Genomic DNA, 15,023 nt, shown 5'->3' with positions numbered 1-15,023 from the left:
CGGGAATGCGAACGCACGTCTTCGAGATGCTCCGCACGCGCTCCGATCTCCGCTGTCGTCCCGGACAAGCCACGGCGCGCGTCAGCGCGACGCGGCGCCGATCCCGGACCCATACTCCGCAGCGGATATGATGCAGAGGGTGTCAAATGATCGGCCTGCCCCAAACCGCTCCCTTGGGGTTATGGGTCCCGGCTTTCGCCGGGACGACAGCGGAGCATGTGAGCAGCACTGAACGCGGCGTCGTATTCAATGTTGCTAGCAAACAACCGCCCCACGATCAGCAAGGTTGCGCGCCGATCGCACCGCGACCTCAAATCCGCACCGCACCAAACGCAGAGCAGCAAGCTGCATCTCCGCTGGCGCAATGGCATAGGAATTGCTGAACTCGCACATCAATTCGTCGCTTGCGGAGACCATCGAATGCTTGAAGGAGCCGAAGTCCGGCTGGCCGTCGATATCGGAGGCACGTTCACCGATATCGTTCTCGACATCGGCTGTCAGCGCCGGACACGCAAGCTGCTGACCACGCCGGCGCAGCCCGAGCAGGCCGTGCTCGACGGCGTCAGCCTCATTCTTGCCGACGCAAAGGCTCGCATCAGCGACATTGACGTCTTCATTCACGGCACCACGCTCGCGACCAACGCCATCATCGAGCGCCGCGGCGCCAAGACCGCGCTGATCGCCACTTCCGGCTTTCGCGATGTTCTGGATATTGGAACCGAGAGCCGCTACGACCAGTACGATCTCTCGATCGACAAGCCGAAACCGCTGGTGCCGCGCTCCCTGCGCTTCACCGTGCCCGAGCGCGTCGATGCCCACGGAGACGTCAGGCTGCCGCTCGACGAAGCGGCGGTGCGTGCGCTGGTGCCGCAACTGCGCACGCTCGATGTCGCCAGCATCGCGATCGCCTTCCTCCACGCCTATGCCAATCCCGCGCATGAGCGCCGCGCCGCGGAGATCCTGGCCGAGGAAATGCCGGACATGTCGATCACCTTGTCCTCGGCGGTCTGTCCCGAAATCCGAGAGTACGAACGCACGTCGACCGCCGTCGCCAACGCCTATGTGCAGCCGCTGATGGACAGCTATCTCGCGCGCATGGAGCAGGCGCTAAGGATCGAGCAGTTCCGCGGCGCGATCTATCTCGTCACGTCGGGCGGCGGCGTGACCTCGATCGCGACGGCGCGGCGCTTCCCGGTGCGCCTCGTCGAATCCGGTCCCGCAGGCGGCGCCATCTTCGCCGGCCAGATTGCGGCGCGGCTCGGCGAGCGCAAGGTGCTGTCGTTCGACATGGGCGGCACAACCGCCAAGATCTGTCTGATCGAGAACTTCGAGCCGGAGAGCTCGCGCGTGTTCGAGGTCGATCGCGCCGCGCGCTTCCTGAAAGGCTCTGGCCTGCCGGTGCGCATCCCCGTCATCGAGATGGTCGAGATCGGCGCCGGCGGCGGCTCGATTGCGCGGATCGACGCAATGAAGCGCGTCACCGTCGGCCCTGAGAGCGCCTCCTCCGAGCCCGGTCCTGCGTGCTACGGCCGCGGCGGCCAGCGTCCTGCCGTGACCGATTCCGACGTCGCACTCGGCATGATCGATCCCGACGCGTTCGCCGGCGGCACCATCACGCTCGATCCCGAGCTGTCGAGACAGGCCCTGCTCCGCGACGTCGGCGCGCCGCTCGGCCTCGATGCCGAGACCGCGGCTTATGCGGTGCATGAAGTCGTTTGCGAGAACATGGCGAGCGCGGCGCGCGTCCACGCCGTCGAGCGCGGCGCCGTGATTGGTCAGCACACGCTGATCGCGTTCGGCGGCGCCGCGCCGCTGCACGCCGCCCGCGTCGCCGAGAAGATCGGCGTCGCCAGGGTGATCGTGCCGTCCAACGCCGGCGTCGGCTCGGCGGTCGGTTTCCTCGCCGCGCCCATCGCCTATGAGCTGGTGCGCAGCCGCCATGCCCGGCTCGATGATTTCGATACGGCGCTCGTCTCCAGCCTGCTGCAGGAGATGGCGGACGAGGCGCGTGCGCTGGTCGAGCCGGGTGCGGCTGGAGCTGCGGTGCGCGAGCGCCGCGCCGCCTTCATGCGCTATGTCGGCCAGGGTCACGAGATCAATGTCGAGCTGCCGAACCGCCCGCTCACCGCGCACGACCTGCCGGCGCTGCGCGCCTCGTTCGAGGCGGGCTATGCCGCTTTGTTCGAGCGCCCGATCCCCGGCGCAGCGATCGAGGTGCTGAGCTGGTCTGTGCTCGCGACCACGGACGCGCACCAACCGCCTGCTGTCGCCGAGGTGCAGCGCAAGCCCGCGGGGCAAGCCGCCGGCCATCGCAAATTCTTCGACGGCCGCGCCGGCCGCTTCGTCGACATCCCGCTGTATCGCCGCGAGCAGATGATGCCGGGCGCCGTCATCGCGGGACCGGCCGTGATCGCCGAGGACGAAACCTCGACCTTCATCTCCAACAGTTTTGACGCACATATCGACGGTGCCGGCAGCATCGTCATGGAACGGAAGGCGGCCTGAGATGAGCCAGTTCCAAGCGACGAGCCTGATCGACCTGCAGATCATGTGGCACCGGCTGATCGCCGTGGTCGAGGAGCAGGCCCAGGTGCTGCTGCGCACCGCCTTCAGCCCGATCGTGCGCGAATGCGGCGACCTCTCCGCCGGCGTGTTCGACCTGAAGGGCCGCATGCTGGCGCAGGCCGTCACCGGCACGCCCGGTCACGTCAACTCGATGGCCGAGTCGGTGAAGCACTTCATCACGCATTTCCCGATTGCGACGATGAAGCCGGGCGATGCCTACATCACCAACGATCCCTGGATGGGCACCGGCCATCTCAACGACTTCGTCGTCACCACGCCCTGCTTCAAGGACGGCGAGCCGGTCGCGCTGTTCTCCTGCACCAGCCATCTGATGGACATCGGCGGCATCGGCTTCGGCCCCGATGGCACCGACGTATTCATGGAAGGACTGTACATCCCGATGCTGAAGCTGATCGACCAGGGCGTCGTCAACGAGACGCTGATGGCGATGATCAGAGCGAATACACGCCTGCCGGTGGACACCGAGGGCGACACCTACTCGCTCGCCGCCTGCAACGATGTCGGCTGCCAGCGCCTGGTCGAGATGATGACCGAGTTCGGCATTGCCTCGCTCGATGAGCTCGGCGACTACATCTGCGACCGCTCGCGCGAGGCCGTCCTGGCCGAGATTGCCAAGCTGCCCAAGGGCACCTGGCGCAACGAGATGGTCGTCGACGGCTACGACGCGCCGGTGACTTTGAAGGCAGCGCTGACGATCTCGGACGACGGCATCCACGTCGATTTCGACGGCACGTCGAAGGCCTCGAAGTTCGGCATTAACGTGCCGCTGTCCTACACCACGGCCTACACCGTGTTCGGGCTCGGCTGCGTCGTGGCCTCCGCGATCCCCAACAATGCCGGCTCGCTGTCGCCGCTCACAGTGTCGGCGCCATCGGGCGCGATCCTCAATGCGCCGAAGCCCGCGCCGGTCGCCTCGCGCCATGTCATCGGCCAGATGCTGCCCGACGTGGTGTTCGGCTGCCTGCGCCAGATCATCCCGGAGCGCGTACCTGCCGAAGGCACCTCCTGCCTGTGGAATCTCAATGTGCGCGGCCAGACCCGCTCCGGCGCCGGCGGCAATTACGGATTCTCGATGGCGGTGACCTCGAACGGCGGCACCGGTGCCCGCTTCGACAAGGACGGGCTGTCGGCGACCGCCTATCCCTCGGGCGTCCGCGGCACGCCGGTCGAAATTGCCGAGACGCAGACGCCGCTGATCTTCTGGCGCAAGGAGCTGCGGCCGGATTCCGGCGGCGCCGGCCGCACCCGCGGCGGCCTCGGCCAGATCATCGAGGTCGGCAGCGGCGTCGATGCGCCGTTCGACATCCTCGCCGCCTTCGACCGCATCGGTCACCCGCCGCGCGGCCGCGACGGCGGCCACAACGGCCAGGCCGGCTATGTCGGGCTCAAGTCAGGAAAGAAGCTGCGCGGCAAGGGCTTTCAGACCGTGCCGCCGGACGACCGGCTGGTGGTGCTGACACCCGGCGGTGCCGGCATCGGCGATCCCGGGGAGCGGGCCGCAGAGCTGGTGCGGAGCGATGTCGAGAGCGGACTGGTGTCGGCGGACAATGCAGCAAAGCTCTACGGACAGGCGCGGTGAGATCTCATGCCCGCCGGAACATTTGTGGCCTCATGGTTCGAGACGCGTCGCAAGGGCGACGCTCCTCACCATGAGGGTTTAGTACCGCGATCGATGCTGCACATTGACCATGAGAAAAGTCCTCATGGAGAGGATCAGCATCTTGCCGCGCAACGTACCCTCATCCTGAGGAGCCCGCCGCAGGCGGGCGTCTCGAAGGATGGCCGCGAGCATAGTGCTCGCCCAACCTTTTTCGATCTCATGCAAATAGCTCAGCAACGAACCCGGAGACACTCATGATCACGCGACGGACGTTCACGGCAGGTGCAACTACCCTGCTCGCAGCCAGCCATGTCTCAACGAGGGCACGCGCCGCAACGACGACCTGGGACATGTCCACGGTCTGGCCCGACGGCAACTTCCACACCCAGAATGCGATGGCCTTTGCCGAGGAGGTGAAGAAGCAGACGGGCGGTGCGGTCAACATCACCGTGAAGGCCGGCGGTCAGCTTGGCTTCAAAGGGCCTGAGCATTTGCGCGCCGTGCGCGACGGCCTGGTGCCGCTGGCGGACGTGCTCAACATCCAGCAGGTCGGCGACGAGCCGTTCATGGGTGTCGAGAGCATCCCGTTCCTCGCCGGCTCGATGGACGAGCTCAAGGTGCTGCACAAATATGTGCGGCCCGAATATGAGAAGATCGCGGCGCGCAACAACCAGAAGATCCTCTACATCGTGCCGTGGCCGACGCAATATCTGCACCTCAAGGCCAAGGTTTCCGACGTCGCCGGGCTGAAGAACATCAAGATCCGCGTGCCCGACAAGAACGCGGTCGACATGCTCAACGCCATCGGCATGGCCGCTGTCATGATCCCCTGGGGCGAGACGATCCCGGCGCTGGCCTCGGGCGCCGTCGCCGGCGTCTCGACCTCGTCGGTATCGGGTGTCGACGGCAAGTTCTGGGAGTTCCTCAAATACGTCTACCCGACCAACCATGTGTGGTCGTCGCAGATGCTCAACGTGAACCTGGATTCCTGGAAGGCGCTGGCGCCCGAGCAGCAGACAATCATCACCGACGTCGCCGCGAAGATGGAGCCGACCTTCTGGGCCAACTCGGTCAAGGCCGACGTCGACAGCCTCAACCGGCTCAAGGAAGGCGGCATGGAAGTCGTTGCGGTCTCCGACGCCATGATGACGGAAATCCGGACCAAGACCGCGCCGCTGATGGACGCCTTCCTCAAGCGCGTGCCCGCCGCCGAAGTGCCGGTGAAGGCCTATCTCGCCGAGATGAAGCGTGGCTGAGGGCCTCGTGGAGCCGTCGCCGGGCCAGACGGCGAGCCTCAACGCAGCGGCGCCGGCGCCGCTGCGCATCCTGCTCGACGTCATCGACCGGCTCGGCCGGCTCGATGGCTGGATCGGCGGCGGTTGCCTGCTGACGCTGACGTTGCTGATGCTTGCCGAGGTCACGACGCGGGCACTGTCGAACGTGCTGCCGTTCTTCCCGCCGACGATCTCGATCGCCTGGGAATACTCGTCCTACCTGATGGCGGCCTCGTTCACCTTCGGCGCCGCCATGACGCTCCGCGTCGGCGGCCACATCCGCGTCGTGCTGCTCCTGAAGAACGTGCCGGCACCGCTGCAGCGCGCGATGGAGGTGCTGGCGGCAGCCGCCGGCTTCGCCTTCATGGCGTTCCTGACCTGGGCGATGACGAAGTTCGCCTTTGGCTCGTTCATGCGCGGCCAGGTCTCGACCTCGAGCGACACGCCGCTGTGGTTTCCGCAGGCCGTCGTCACCTTCGGCATGCTGCTGCTGACCCTGCAATTCCTCGCGCGTGCAATCCAGGCCGCGCTGGGGCTGCCCGTGGAGGATCACCGGATGAAGGCCTCGCCGGTCGAATGAAAACGTCCTCCCTCCGTCATGCCCGGGCTTGTCCCGGGCATCCATGTCCCTCCCCGCCCGCCCCACTCACCGCGGACTCCGTCGCCTCATGACCATCGAAGTCATCGCCCTGTTCGCCATCCTGTTCGCGCTGCTCGCCGGCGGCCTGTGGATCGGGCTCACGCTCGCGCTCACAGCGACCTTGCTGCTGGCGATGTTCCGCTCGATCCCGCTCGACAAGCTGCTTCCGCAATATGCCTGGAACATCCTGACCACCCAGGAGCTGCTGGCGCTGCCGCTGTTCATCCTGATGGGCGAATTGCTGTTCCGCACTCGGCTGTCGCGCTCGCTGTTCCAGGGCCTGGCGCCGTGGGCCGGCCTGCTGCCGGGCCGCCTGCTCCACGTCAACGTCATCGGCTGCACCATCTTCGCCGCGATCTCCGGCTCGTCGGCGGCGACGACGCAGGTGATCGGCCGGATGTCGCTCAACGAGCTGCTGCGCCGCGGCTATTCGCGCGACATCGCGATCGGCTCGCTCGCCGGCGCCGGCACGCTCGGCTTCCTGATCCCGCCGTCGAACATCATGATCATCTATGGCGTGCTCGGCGACGTCTCGATCCTCAAGCTGTTCACCGCCGGCGTGCTGCCGGGGCTGCTGCTGGCCGGCACCTTCATGGGCTGGGTGATGCTGCATACGACGCTGAGGCCCGCCATGGTGCCAAAGGCGGAGGCGCTGCTGTCGCAGGTGCCGTGGGCGGAGCGCTTCGCCGCGCTGAAGGACCTCGCCCCTGCCCTGTTCCTGATCGCCTGCGTGCTCGGCTCGATGTATGGCGGCCTCGCCACGCCGTCGGAGGCCGCCGCCGTCGGCGTGCTCGGCGCGGCGCTGGTCGCCTATTTTCAGGGGTCGATGTCGCTGCAGGTGGTGCGCGACGTGATGATCGGCTCGGTCATCACCTGCTCGATGATCGCTCTGATCGTGCTCGGCGCGTCGATCCTGGGCAATGCCGCGGCCTTCCTCGGCATCCCGCAAGCCGTGGCCACCTTCGTGAAGGGGCTCGGCCTGTCACCGTTCATGCTGATCGCCGTCCTGATCGTGTTCTACCTGATCCTCGGCTGCTTTCTCGACGGCTTCTCGATGATCGTGATGACGCTCCCGATCGTGCTGCCGATCGTGAAGGGCGCCGGCTTCGACGAGGTCTGGTTCGGGATCTTCCTGGTGCTTGCCGTCGAGATGGCCCAGATCACGCCGCCGGTCGGCTTCAACCTGTTCGTGATTCAGGGACTGACGGAGGACGGTCTCGGCTACATCGCCCGCGTGACCGCCCCCTACCTCGTCATCATGATCGCCTTCGTGCTGCTGCTCACGCTGTTTCCGGGCATCGTGACCATCCTGCCACGATGGCTCTACGGGTAGCGCTTGTCAGGCCGCGCGCATCCCGTCGAGGAACTTCTGCACCTCGGCCTTCAGCCGCAGGCTCTCGCTGGACAGCGCCTGGGCCGAGGCGAACATCCGGTTGGAGCTTTCGCCGGTCTCGCCTGCCCCACGCGCCGCGCTGCGGATGTTCTCGACGACCTCTGCGGTGCCGGTCGCGGCCGAGCGGACGCTCTGGGTGATGTTCTGCGTGGCGGCGCGCTGCTGTTCGACGGCGGCCGAGATCGAGGCGGCGATCCCGTTGATGCGCTCGATGGTCGAGCCGATCGCCTTGATGGCGTCGACCGATTCCTGGGTCACGGTCTGCATGTTGGCGATCTGGCTGGAGATCTCCTCCGTCGCCTTGGCGGTCTGCCCGGCCAGGGTCTTGACCTCCTGAGCGACCACCGCGAAGCCGCGGCCAGCATCGCCGGCCCGGGCCGCCTCGATGGTGGCGTTGAGCGCCAGCAGGTTGGTCTGCTCGGCGATCGAGGTGATCAGCTTGACGACGTCGCCGATGCGGTTGCCGGCGTCGGACAGCTCCTTGATGCGCTGGTCGGTCGCGGTGGCTTGGTTGACTGCCTCGGCGGCGATGGCGTTGGACTCCTGCACGCGACGGATGATCTCGGCGATCGAGCCGGACAGCTCGTCCGAGGCAACGGCCGCGGTGCGGACGTGCTCGGAAGCGGTTTCCGAAGCGCCGGCCGAATGGCCGGACAGGTCGGCGGTGGTCCGCGCGGTCTGGGTGAGCTGGCGCGCCTCGCGCTCGAACTCGCCCGACGAGGTCAAGACGTTCTCGATGATGCCGCCGATGCTGGCCTGGAACGAATCGACGAAACGCTGCAGCTCGGCCTTGCGCTGCTCGACGGCCGCGGCGGCCGCAGCCGTCTGCTCCTCGCGCATCCGGCGCCGCTCACTCGCGGCACTGCGGAACACGACCAGGCTGCGGGCGATCTCACCGATCTCGTCGCTGCGGTCATCGGACTTGATCGCAACGTCCTCGCGGCCCTCGGCGATGGCGGTGAGCGCATCGGTCACCGCGGCGAGAGGCTTGGTGACGCGGCGCACCGCCAGCATGGTCAGGCCGAGCACCAGCAGCGCGGCGATCGCAGCGGCGACGACCATGGTCCGCATCGCCTGCGACAGCATGGCGTCGAGCTCGGCCATGGGCACGCCGACATACAGAATGCCGATCACCTTTCCAGCCGGATTGGTGACGGGAAAATAAGCGGTCATGAACGACTTGCCGAACAGCGTCGCGGGGCCCTTGTAAGCCTCGCCGCGGCGCAGCAGCGCCTGCGCCGGATGATCCGCGGCAAGCTGGGTGCCCACGGCGCGGTCGCCATTCTCCTTCTTCACGTTGGTCGAGCGGCGGACGAACTGGCCGCTGTCATCGACCACGAACAGCGTGGCGCTGCCGCCGACATAGGACACCGCGCGATCGACGATCGCGTGATCCTTGATCTCGGGAATCGCCGTAATCTCGATGCGCGTAACGACGCCGTTCTGCACGCTGACTTTCGCGTCCTTGAACGTTTCGGTGAACGTCAGCGCAAAGGTGCGCAGATTGCCTTCGATGTCGCGCTTGGCGCGGTCGGCGAAGTCAGAGGACAGCGACCAGTACGCTGCGCCGACGACCAGGGCGGTATTCAGGGCGATCACGACAACGGCGCCGATCAGCGCCTTGGTGCCGAGCTTCAATTTGACGGACACGTCATAAACCTTCCAGGGGAACTGCAACTGAATCTCAAAGTGCCCGTAGTTCGTTTCAAAGCAGTTATTTTCCGGAACGTAGAATACCGGAACTCTCTATAAAAACGGCAGTAAGATACCCTGATCATGTCCTCCTCCCCCATCATCGTGTGGTTTCGCGAGAGCCTGCGGCTCTCTGACCACCCCGCGTTGTATGAAGCAGCAAGGTCGGGCACTCGGATCGTTTGTAGTTACGTCCACGATCAGGAAAGCCCTGGGTTGCGTCCGCTCGGCGGCGCGACGCGCTGGTGGCTCGCGCAATCGTTGCGTGCACTCCAGGCCGAACTACATGCGCTCGGCGCCGGGCTCGTGATCCGCCGTGGAGCCGCGGCCGAGGTGCTCTGCGAACTGGCGCGTGAGACCAAGGCCGGCGCGGTGTACTGGAACGATGTCGCGCAGGCCGCTCCCCGCGCCGTGGCTGCCGATGTCGAAGCAGCACTCGCCGAGATCGGCGTCTCTTCACGCGTGTTTCCCGATGACCTTCTGGTCGATCCGGCCGAGTTGCGCGGCAAGGATGGACGCGGGCCGCGCGTGTTCACGCCGTTCTGGAAGCGCGTGCTCGCTCTGGGTGATCCGCCGAAGCCGCTGCCGCGGCCGGCCCGGCTGTCGCACGCCCCCGGCGGCGCGAGCTTGCCGATCGACGAGCTCGCGCTCGAGCCGCGCAAGCCCGACTGGGCGGGCGGCCTGCGCGCGTCATGGCAAGCCGGCGAGCGCGCGGCACAGGCGCGCCTCGCCAGCTTTCTCGAAACGGCCGTTCAGACCTATGCCGCCGATCGCGACCGGCCCGACATCGAGGCGACCTCCCGGCTCTCGCCGCATCTGCGCTTCGGCGAGATCAGCCCGCGCCAGGTCTGGCATGCGGCGCGATTTGCCGCCGCCGAACGTCCGGCTTCCGCCGCCGGCATCGACAAGTTCCTGAGCGAGCTCGGCTGGCGCGAGTTCAGCCGCCACCTGCTCTACAACAATCCCGACCTCGCAACCCGCAACCTGCAGCCGTCATTCGACGCCTTTCCCTGGGCTCAGGATGATGCAGCGCTGCAGGCCTGGCAGCGCGGGCGAACCGGATATCCGATCGTCGACGCCGGCATGCGCGAGCTCTGGCATACCGGAAGCATGCACAACCGCGTCCGTATGGTGGTCGCCTCGCTGCTCGTGAAGCACCTTCTGATCGACTGGCGGCTCGGCGAACAGTGGTTCTGGGACACGCTGGTCGACGCCGACCCGGGCAGCAATCCGGCAAGTTGGCAATGGGTTGCAGGATCGGGCGCCGACGCCGCGCCCTACTTCCGCGTCTTCAATCCCGTGCTGCAGGGCGAGAAGTTCGATTCTCACGGGACCTATGTCCGCCGCTGGGTGCCGGAGCTGGCGCGCCTGCCGGCCGCGCTGGTCCACCAGCCCTGGGCGGCAAAGCCGCTCGAGCTCGCGGAGGCCGGGGTTGCACTCGGCCGCACCTACCCGGCGCCGTTCGTGGATCACAAGCCCGGGCGGGAGCGCGCGCTGGCAGCCTACGCGAGCTTGCGCACAAGTGATTAGTTGGGGTGCGCTTTGACAGCACGGAGAATCCAGCTATCGTCGCAGGGTTTCCAACAAATCGGGGGACCCGATATGGACGACACTCCACTCTCTGATCCGACCGTGACCGAGACCAGCATGCCCGCCGAGGCGCCGAAGGATCCGGTGATCACGACGGCACCTAAGGCCCGGCGAGCGGCCAAGAAGACCGCGAAGAAGACCTCCAAGAAGGCTGCACCCAAGCGGGCCGCCGCCAAGGCCAAGAAGGTCGCGACCAAGAAGTCCGCCAAGAAGACTGTGAAGAAGGCGGCCAAGAAAGCTGCGAAGAAGACGGCCAAGAAGGCCACCAAGAAAGCGGCCAAGAAGACGAAGAAGGCCAAGCGCTGATTCTGCTCGGCCCGGCCTGAAGGCAGGCGATCGGCTTGCCCCGGCCGACTCGGCGAAACAATCCAGTGCCCGGTCGTGGGGACAATCTGGCGCTGGATTGTTTCGTGTGGTGTGGTCCGGATGCCGGCCCGGAACCACGATCCGGTGTCCAGGGCATAACGCAGCATACATGCTGCAACCCGGCGCGACGATCGGAGCCGTCGGAGAGGCCGGCGTCTCGAGGAGGAACGTCGTCCTCACCAGACGTCAGGACAGGGGTCGACGATCTTCCAGAGCTCGATGCCGTTCTTGATCCGCTTCATCTCGGTGGTGAGCCCGCCGTTGCGCCGGATCCAGTCCTTCACCGAATCGGGGTAATAGGACATCAGTTCGGACGTCCCCTCCACGCTGGTGACCTTGATGCCGAACGTGAACGCCTTGTCGTAATAGGCTTGGTGGAAGCCGAGGCTGGCCCTGGGCGTGACGCAGATCCTGTTGAGCGGCACCAAGCCGAAGACGAGCGTACAGGCCGAATTGCAGATGCCGTCGATGATGACGCGCTGATGCGTTTCCCGGATGTGCTTGTACTTGGCCTTGTACTCTTCGATGTAGCCACCATGATCGCGCGTAATGTGCAAATCCGCACGCACCGGGCTAGCGGCGACCAGCAGGAGCACGACGCTTGGGATCAGGCGATTCATGGATCGGACGGGCAAACCCGGTCTTTTCTGGCGCTGTCGCGACAACGCCTCGAGCCAAATGCACGACGGCACTTGCCGGACCTTGTCATGGTCTCCTTAAGCATGCGGAAAAGGCCAAAATTTTGACGAACTATCGCCTTTTGCGCACCCTTTCCGCCACTTCCGCGTTAGGCTACCGGCCAGACGGCCGGCCTTGACGTCGTTTTCCGGAGAAGAGAAAAGTCATGAGCAAGCTCGCATCCCTCGCCGCCGCCTTGATCGTGTCAACTGCCGCCCTGGTGCCCGCCACGTCCGAGGCACGCAGCCATCATCGGCATCATCGCCACCACTACGGGCTGCCCTACGCCATCAGCTTCCTGCACAATTATGGCCCCGGCCCGCTGCCCGGCACCTTTGCGTTCTATGACGGTCCTTCCACCAACCACTGCTACCAGAGCTCGGCCGCCTATATCGGCCAGGACCGACGCCGGCATCCCTGCTTCTGATGCCATCCGGGGACGCTGAGCCAGCTTCGGCGAACGACCATTCATGCGCGGCGGAGGCTGGCCTTGCCCATCCAAGTCTGGTATCCCGGTGACGCTGGAGATTTGGCCCGCACCGCGCGCTCGTAGCTCAGCTGGATAGAGCATCGGATTTCGATTCCGAGGGTCGGGAGTTCGAATCTCTCCGAGCGCGCCAGGCCCGTCTTCGCCACCCTTCACCAGCCATCGCCGATCGCCGCCGAAGTGCGCAATAACGCCTTGTTAGATCGCAGATTTTCGTGCTTTCGGTGACTGCAGCGTACCATCGGCGATCGTCGGCGAACTCCGCCAGACCGCCCTTTGGCCATCCCTCGACCTGAGTTAGAATCACCCCGGCCTGAAAAAGCGCCTTTTCAGCGAGGGACAGGAGTTTAAATCTCCTATGCAGCTTCTAACTAAAAAGCCCGAGATCACCGCCAAGAACTATCTCTCCGTCGGGCCCGGTGAATACCCGTGCGGCAACAACCTCTACCTGATCGTCACCCCAAGTGGCGGCCGCCGCTGGGCGTTCCGTTACCAGCGCAACGGCATCGTCAAGAAGATGGGCTTTGGTTCGGCCAAGGAAACCGGCCTGAGGCTCTCCGAGGCCAGGGACAAGGCAATTGACGCTCTGCGGCTGCTGGCAAAGGGGACCGATCCGAGAGAGCACCGCGACAACGAGAAACGCCGCACCCAGGGTTCGCGCCAGTTCGGCGAATTCGCCGAGGAATGGCGGCGAACCTACGAGACCGGCATGAGGCACAAGGCCGCAAAAGCAAAGCTCAAGCGCATCGTGCAGGTGATCTGCCATCCGCTCCACAAGCTCTGGGTCCACGAGATCGAGACCGCGCATGTCGTCAACGTGCTTATGCCGATCTGGCACCAGCCTGAGACCTCGCGCTCCGCTCGCCAGATCATCAAAAAGATTCTCGACGCAGCGATCGCCCACAACCTGCGACCGAAAGATAACCCGGCTGATTGGGCCAGCCGACTGCAACCGATCATGCCCAGGCAACGGCGGCGTGGCACGATACGGGGCGGCCACAAGGCGATGGACTACCAAGACCTACCGGCGTTCATGCACAAGCTCAGCGCCATCTCGACGCAAAGCGCGCGGGCGATCGAGGTCATCATCCTGACCCTGGGACGAACCGCCGAAGTTCAGAACATGCGCTGGGCGCAACTCGATCTCGAAAACGGAATCTGGGATCTTGGCTTTCTCGGCACCAAGAACGAGCGGCCAAAGCGCACGCCATTGCCCCGGCAGACGCTGACCTATTTGCGCAAGGCTTACGAGAGCCGCGTGGGTGACGAATTCGTGTTTCCCGGTCGCAGTCTAAAGAGACCGATGAGCAACATGACCATGCTCAAATATCTCAAGGAGCTCACCGGAGACGAATCCCTGACTGTGCACGGATTCCGCACGACGTTTCGAACCTGGGCGCAGGAGCAAACCCACTTCGAGGAAGAAATCGTCGAGCATTGCCTGCACCACATCACGGGCGACGATGCCGAAAAGGCCTATAAGCGCGGCGAGGCCCTGAAGAAGCGACTGCATGTGATGCAGACATTCGCGGACTTCGCGACGCAACGACCAAAGAGCAATGTGACCCCGATGAAGGTCGCCTGAGAATTCAAGCTATCGACCTTGCCCCGACGAGGAATGTCACCGCTCGGACTGCTTGGTCCCGTCAGGTAGGCTTTCCAAGAAGGTTGCCAGATCCGCGCGCGTGATGATCGTCCGCGTGCCATACTTTCGGATTCGCAGCCGCCCTTCTTTGATGGCCTTGTAAAGGGAAGTCTGGCCCAGCGAAGACAGTACCGCAGCCTCTGGAACGGTGAGGCCGAGCTTTTCCGGAGCGGTTCGGAGCATAGGTTCGCGCTTTGGCATCTTGGGTTGGTCTCGCTTCATTTGTCGTCCGGGATGCCCCTCCTCTGTCGGCCCGCCGCGAGCTTATTGCCTTTGGCATGAGCTAAGGCGTGCCGACCCGTCTGCTGGAGGCGAAGCCGATGCTCGGCAACGTCCGAAGTCCCGCAGGCGCGGTTTCGGCCGCGATTTCGTGCAATTGGGTGTCCAGCGCCTTCAGCCGCTTAGCCTCCGAGACGTCCATTCCGCAGAACTTGGCTTTCCACTTATAAATGCTGGCGTCGCTCACGCCATGCTTACGGCACAGGTCGGTGACCGGAACGCCAGCCGCGTGCTCCTTCAAAATCCCGATGATCTGCTCTTCGGTAAAGCGGCTGCGCTTCGTGATCTGGTCCTCGTTGCTGGCCAGAAAGGAACTTCAAACTGGATTAAGCCCGAGGGGCACGGTCGCCAGGGTGCCGCTGAGATAGGGGCCGTCTCAGTTCATGGGCCGTAGCCGGTTTCTGCACCAGCGCGCCGAGCCCTTCCGCAGCCGTAGAGCGGCGCGACCTGATCGACGATCTAGTCCCAGTCCACCTTAGCCACGAGCTGAACGAGCTCGTGCTTCATGTTGATAATCTGATCGAGCCTGGCCCGGAACAGATCGCCTTCCGTCACCTTCGGCCTCTTCGGCCGCATCGATCCCTCCGATGCGTCATCGAATCAGGCTTCGCGATTCGAGGGCATCTCAATCCGAAGATTGCAGGCTTCCGAGCCAAAGCCCTGGCAAAGCCTGCAATTCAAAACGCTCTATTCTCCGGAAAGCCGTTTCCTGCTCAGGTAGAGTCGAGGAAGGGCGCGGTGGCTTGGGCCATTCGGCAACGCCCCGTTTCCCTTCCCCGCTCATCGAACCGGA

12 protein-coding genes, 1 tRNA gene and 1 pseudogene are annotated in these 15,023 nt (G+C 65.0%); 10 read left to right on the top strand and 4 right to left on the bottom strand.

The window, feature by feature from the left end:
- The first annotated feature begins 420 nt into the window (after positions 1-420).
- From QX039_RS32310 to QX039_RS32290, 5 genes are all read left to right on the top strand, one after another.
- Positions 421-2,505 carry a hydantoinase/oxoprolinase family protein gene (locus tag QX039_RS32310; protein ID WP_315737668.1) on the top strand — a complete coding sequence of 695 codons (2,085 nt, stop codon included), beginning with the start codon at positions 421-423 and terminating at the stop codon, positions 2,503-2,505.
- A 1-nt stretch (position 2,506) separates the two neighbouring features.
- Positions 2,507-4,165, top strand: a complete 1,659-nt coding sequence (locus QX039_RS32305) for a hydantoinase B/oxoprolinase family protein (protein WP_315737667.1) — start codon at positions 2,507-2,509, stop codon at positions 4,163-4,165.
- Between the two features lie 275 nt (positions 4,166-4,440).
- Positions 4,441-5,442 (top strand): TRAP transporter substrate-binding protein, encoded by a 1,002-nt coding sequence (locus QX039_RS32300; protein ID WP_315737666.1) that lies wholly within the window; start codon positions 4,441-4,443, stop codon positions 5,440-5,442.
- Positions 5,435-6,040 carry a TRAP transporter small permease gene (locus QX039_RS32295; protein WP_315737665.1) on the top strand — a complete coding sequence of 202 codons (606 nt, stop codon included), beginning with the start codon at positions 5,435-5,437 and terminating at the stop codon, positions 6,038-6,040. Before QX039_RS32300 ends, QX039_RS32295 begins: the two co-directional genes overlap by 8 nt.
- 88 nt (positions 6,041-6,128) lie before the next feature.
- Positions 6,129-7,433 carry a TRAP transporter large permease subunit gene (locus QX039_RS32290; protein ID WP_315737664.1) on the top strand — a complete coding sequence of 435 codons (1,305 nt, stop codon included), beginning with the start codon at positions 6,129-6,131 and terminating at the stop codon, positions 7,431-7,433.
- A 6-nt stretch (positions 7,434-7,439) separates the two neighbouring features.
- Here the strand turns inward: QX039_RS32290 and QX039_RS32285 are convergent, their stop codons facing one another.
- Complete coding sequence (locus QX039_RS32285) at positions 7,440-9,143, bottom strand: methyl-accepting chemotaxis protein (RefSeq protein ID WP_315737663.1); 1,704 nt, start codon at positions 9,141-9,143, stop codon at positions 7,440-7,442.
- Between the two features lie 126 nt (positions 9,144-9,269).
- Here QX039_RS32285 and QX039_RS32280 point away from each other — a divergent pair, with 126 nt between their 5' ends.
- Together QX039_RS32280 and QX039_RS32275 are read left to right on the top strand one after the other, a co-directional pair.
- The gene (locus tag QX039_RS32280; RefSeq protein ID WP_315737662.1) at positions 9,270-10,715 is read left to right on the top strand and encodes a deoxyribodipyrimidine photo-lyase; all 1,446 of its coding nucleotides are present in this window, start codon (positions 9,270-9,272) and stop codon (positions 10,713-10,715) included.
- A gap of 72 nt (positions 10,716-10,787) precedes the next feature.
- Positions 10,788-11,081: a histone gene (locus QX039_RS32275; protein ID WP_315737661.1), complete on the top strand. Its 294-nt coding sequence runs from the start codon at positions 10,788-10,790 to the stop codon at positions 11,079-11,081.
- A gap of 236 nt (positions 11,082-11,317) precedes the next feature.
- On the opposite strand, the gene QX039_RS32270 is transcribed toward QX039_RS32275, so the two are convergent.
- The gene (locus QX039_RS32270) at positions 11,318-11,761 is read right to left on the bottom strand and encodes a hypothetical protein (protein WP_315737660.1); all 444 of its coding nucleotides are present in this window, start codon (positions 11,759-11,761) and stop codon (positions 11,318-11,320) included.
- A 224-nt stretch (positions 11,762-11,985) separates the two neighbouring features.
- Here QX039_RS32270 and QX039_RS32265 point away from each other — a divergent pair, with 224 nt between their 5' ends.
- The 3 genes from QX039_RS32265 to QX039_RS32255 all read left to right on the top strand — a co-directional run bounded on the left by QX039_RS32265 (position 11,986) and on the right by QX039_RS32255 (position 13,891).
- The gene (locus QX039_RS32265; RefSeq protein ID WP_315737659.1) at positions 11,986-12,246 is read left to right on the top strand and encodes a hypothetical protein; all 261 of its coding nucleotides are present in this window, start codon (positions 11,986-11,988) and stop codon (positions 12,244-12,246) included.
- Between the two features lie 116 nt (positions 12,247-12,362).
- Positions 12,363-12,439 (top strand) — tRNA-Arg (locus QX039_RS32260).
- Between the two features lie 225 nt (positions 12,440-12,664).
- Positions 12,665-13,891 carry a tyrosine-type recombinase/integrase gene (locus QX039_RS32255; RefSeq protein ID WP_315773996.1) on the top strand — a complete coding sequence of 409 codons (1,227 nt, stop codon included), beginning with the start codon at positions 12,665-12,667 and terminating at the stop codon, positions 13,889-13,891.
- A gap of 36 nt (positions 13,892-13,927) precedes the next feature.
- Here the strand turns inward: QX039_RS32255 and QX039_RS32250 are convergent, their stop codons facing one another.
- Together QX039_RS32250 and QX039_RS32245 are read right to left on the bottom strand one after the other, a co-directional pair.
- Positions 13,928-14,134, bottom strand: a complete 207-nt coding sequence (locus QX039_RS32250) for a helix-turn-helix domain-containing protein (protein ID WP_315774017.1) — start codon at positions 14,132-14,134, stop codon at positions 13,928-13,930.
- A 172-nt stretch (positions 14,135-14,306) separates the two neighbouring features.
- Positions 14,307-14,516 (bottom strand): annotated as a pseudogene (locus QX039_RS32245) (transposase); the annotation flags it as partial.
- Positions 14,517-15,023: the final 507 nt, after the last annotated feature.

The organism is Bradyrhizobium sp. SZCCHNR1043 (assembly GCF_032489675.1).
Taxonomy (GTDB): Bacteria; Pseudomonadota; Alphaproteobacteria; order Rhizobiales; family Xanthobacteraceae; genus Bradyrhizobium.
The sequence above is the reverse complement of the archived record's forward strand: the minus strand, read 5'-3'. Positions and strand labels throughout refer to the sequence as shown.

Bases quoted from the DNA above. Each gene is read 5' to 3' on its own strand.
- QX039_RS32310 (WP_315737668.1), top strand. From the start codon at position 421: ATGCTTGAAGGAGCCGAAGTCCGGCTGGCCGTCGATATCGGAGGCACG.
- QX039_RS32305 (WP_315737667.1), top strand. From the start codon at position 2,507: ATGAGCCAGTTCCAAGCGACGAGCCTGATCGACCTGCAGATCATGTGG.
- QX039_RS32300 (WP_315737666.1), top strand. From the start codon at position 4,441: ATGATCACGCGACGGACGTTCACGGCAGGTGCAACTACCCTGCTCGCA.
- QX039_RS32290 (WP_315737664.1), top strand. From the start codon at position 6,129: ATGACCATCGAAGTCATCGCCCTGTTCGCCATCCTGTTCGCGCTGCTC.
- QX039_RS32280 (WP_315737662.1), top strand. From the start codon at position 9,270: ATGTCCTCCTCCCCCATCATCGTGTGGTTTCGCGAGAGCCTGCGGCTC.
- QX039_RS32275 (WP_315737661.1), top strand. From the start codon at position 10,788: ATGGACGACACTCCACTCTCTGATCCGACCGTGACCGAGACCAGCATG.
- QX039_RS32270 (WP_315737660.1), bottom strand. From the start codon at position 11,761: ATGAATCGCCTGATCCCAAGCGTCGTGCTCCTGCTGGTCGCCGCTAGC.
- QX039_RS32265 (WP_315737659.1), top strand. From the start codon at position 11,986: ATGAGCAAGCTCGCATCCCTCGCCGCCGCCTTGATCGTGTCAACTGCC.
- QX039_RS32255 (WP_315773996.1), top strand. From the start codon at position 12,665: ATGCAGCTTCTAACTAAAAAGCCCGAGATCACCGCCAAGAACTATCTC.
- QX039_RS32250 (WP_315774017.1), bottom strand. From the start codon at position 14,134: ATGCTCCGAACCGCTCCGGAAAAGCTCGGCCTCACCGTTCCAGAGGCT.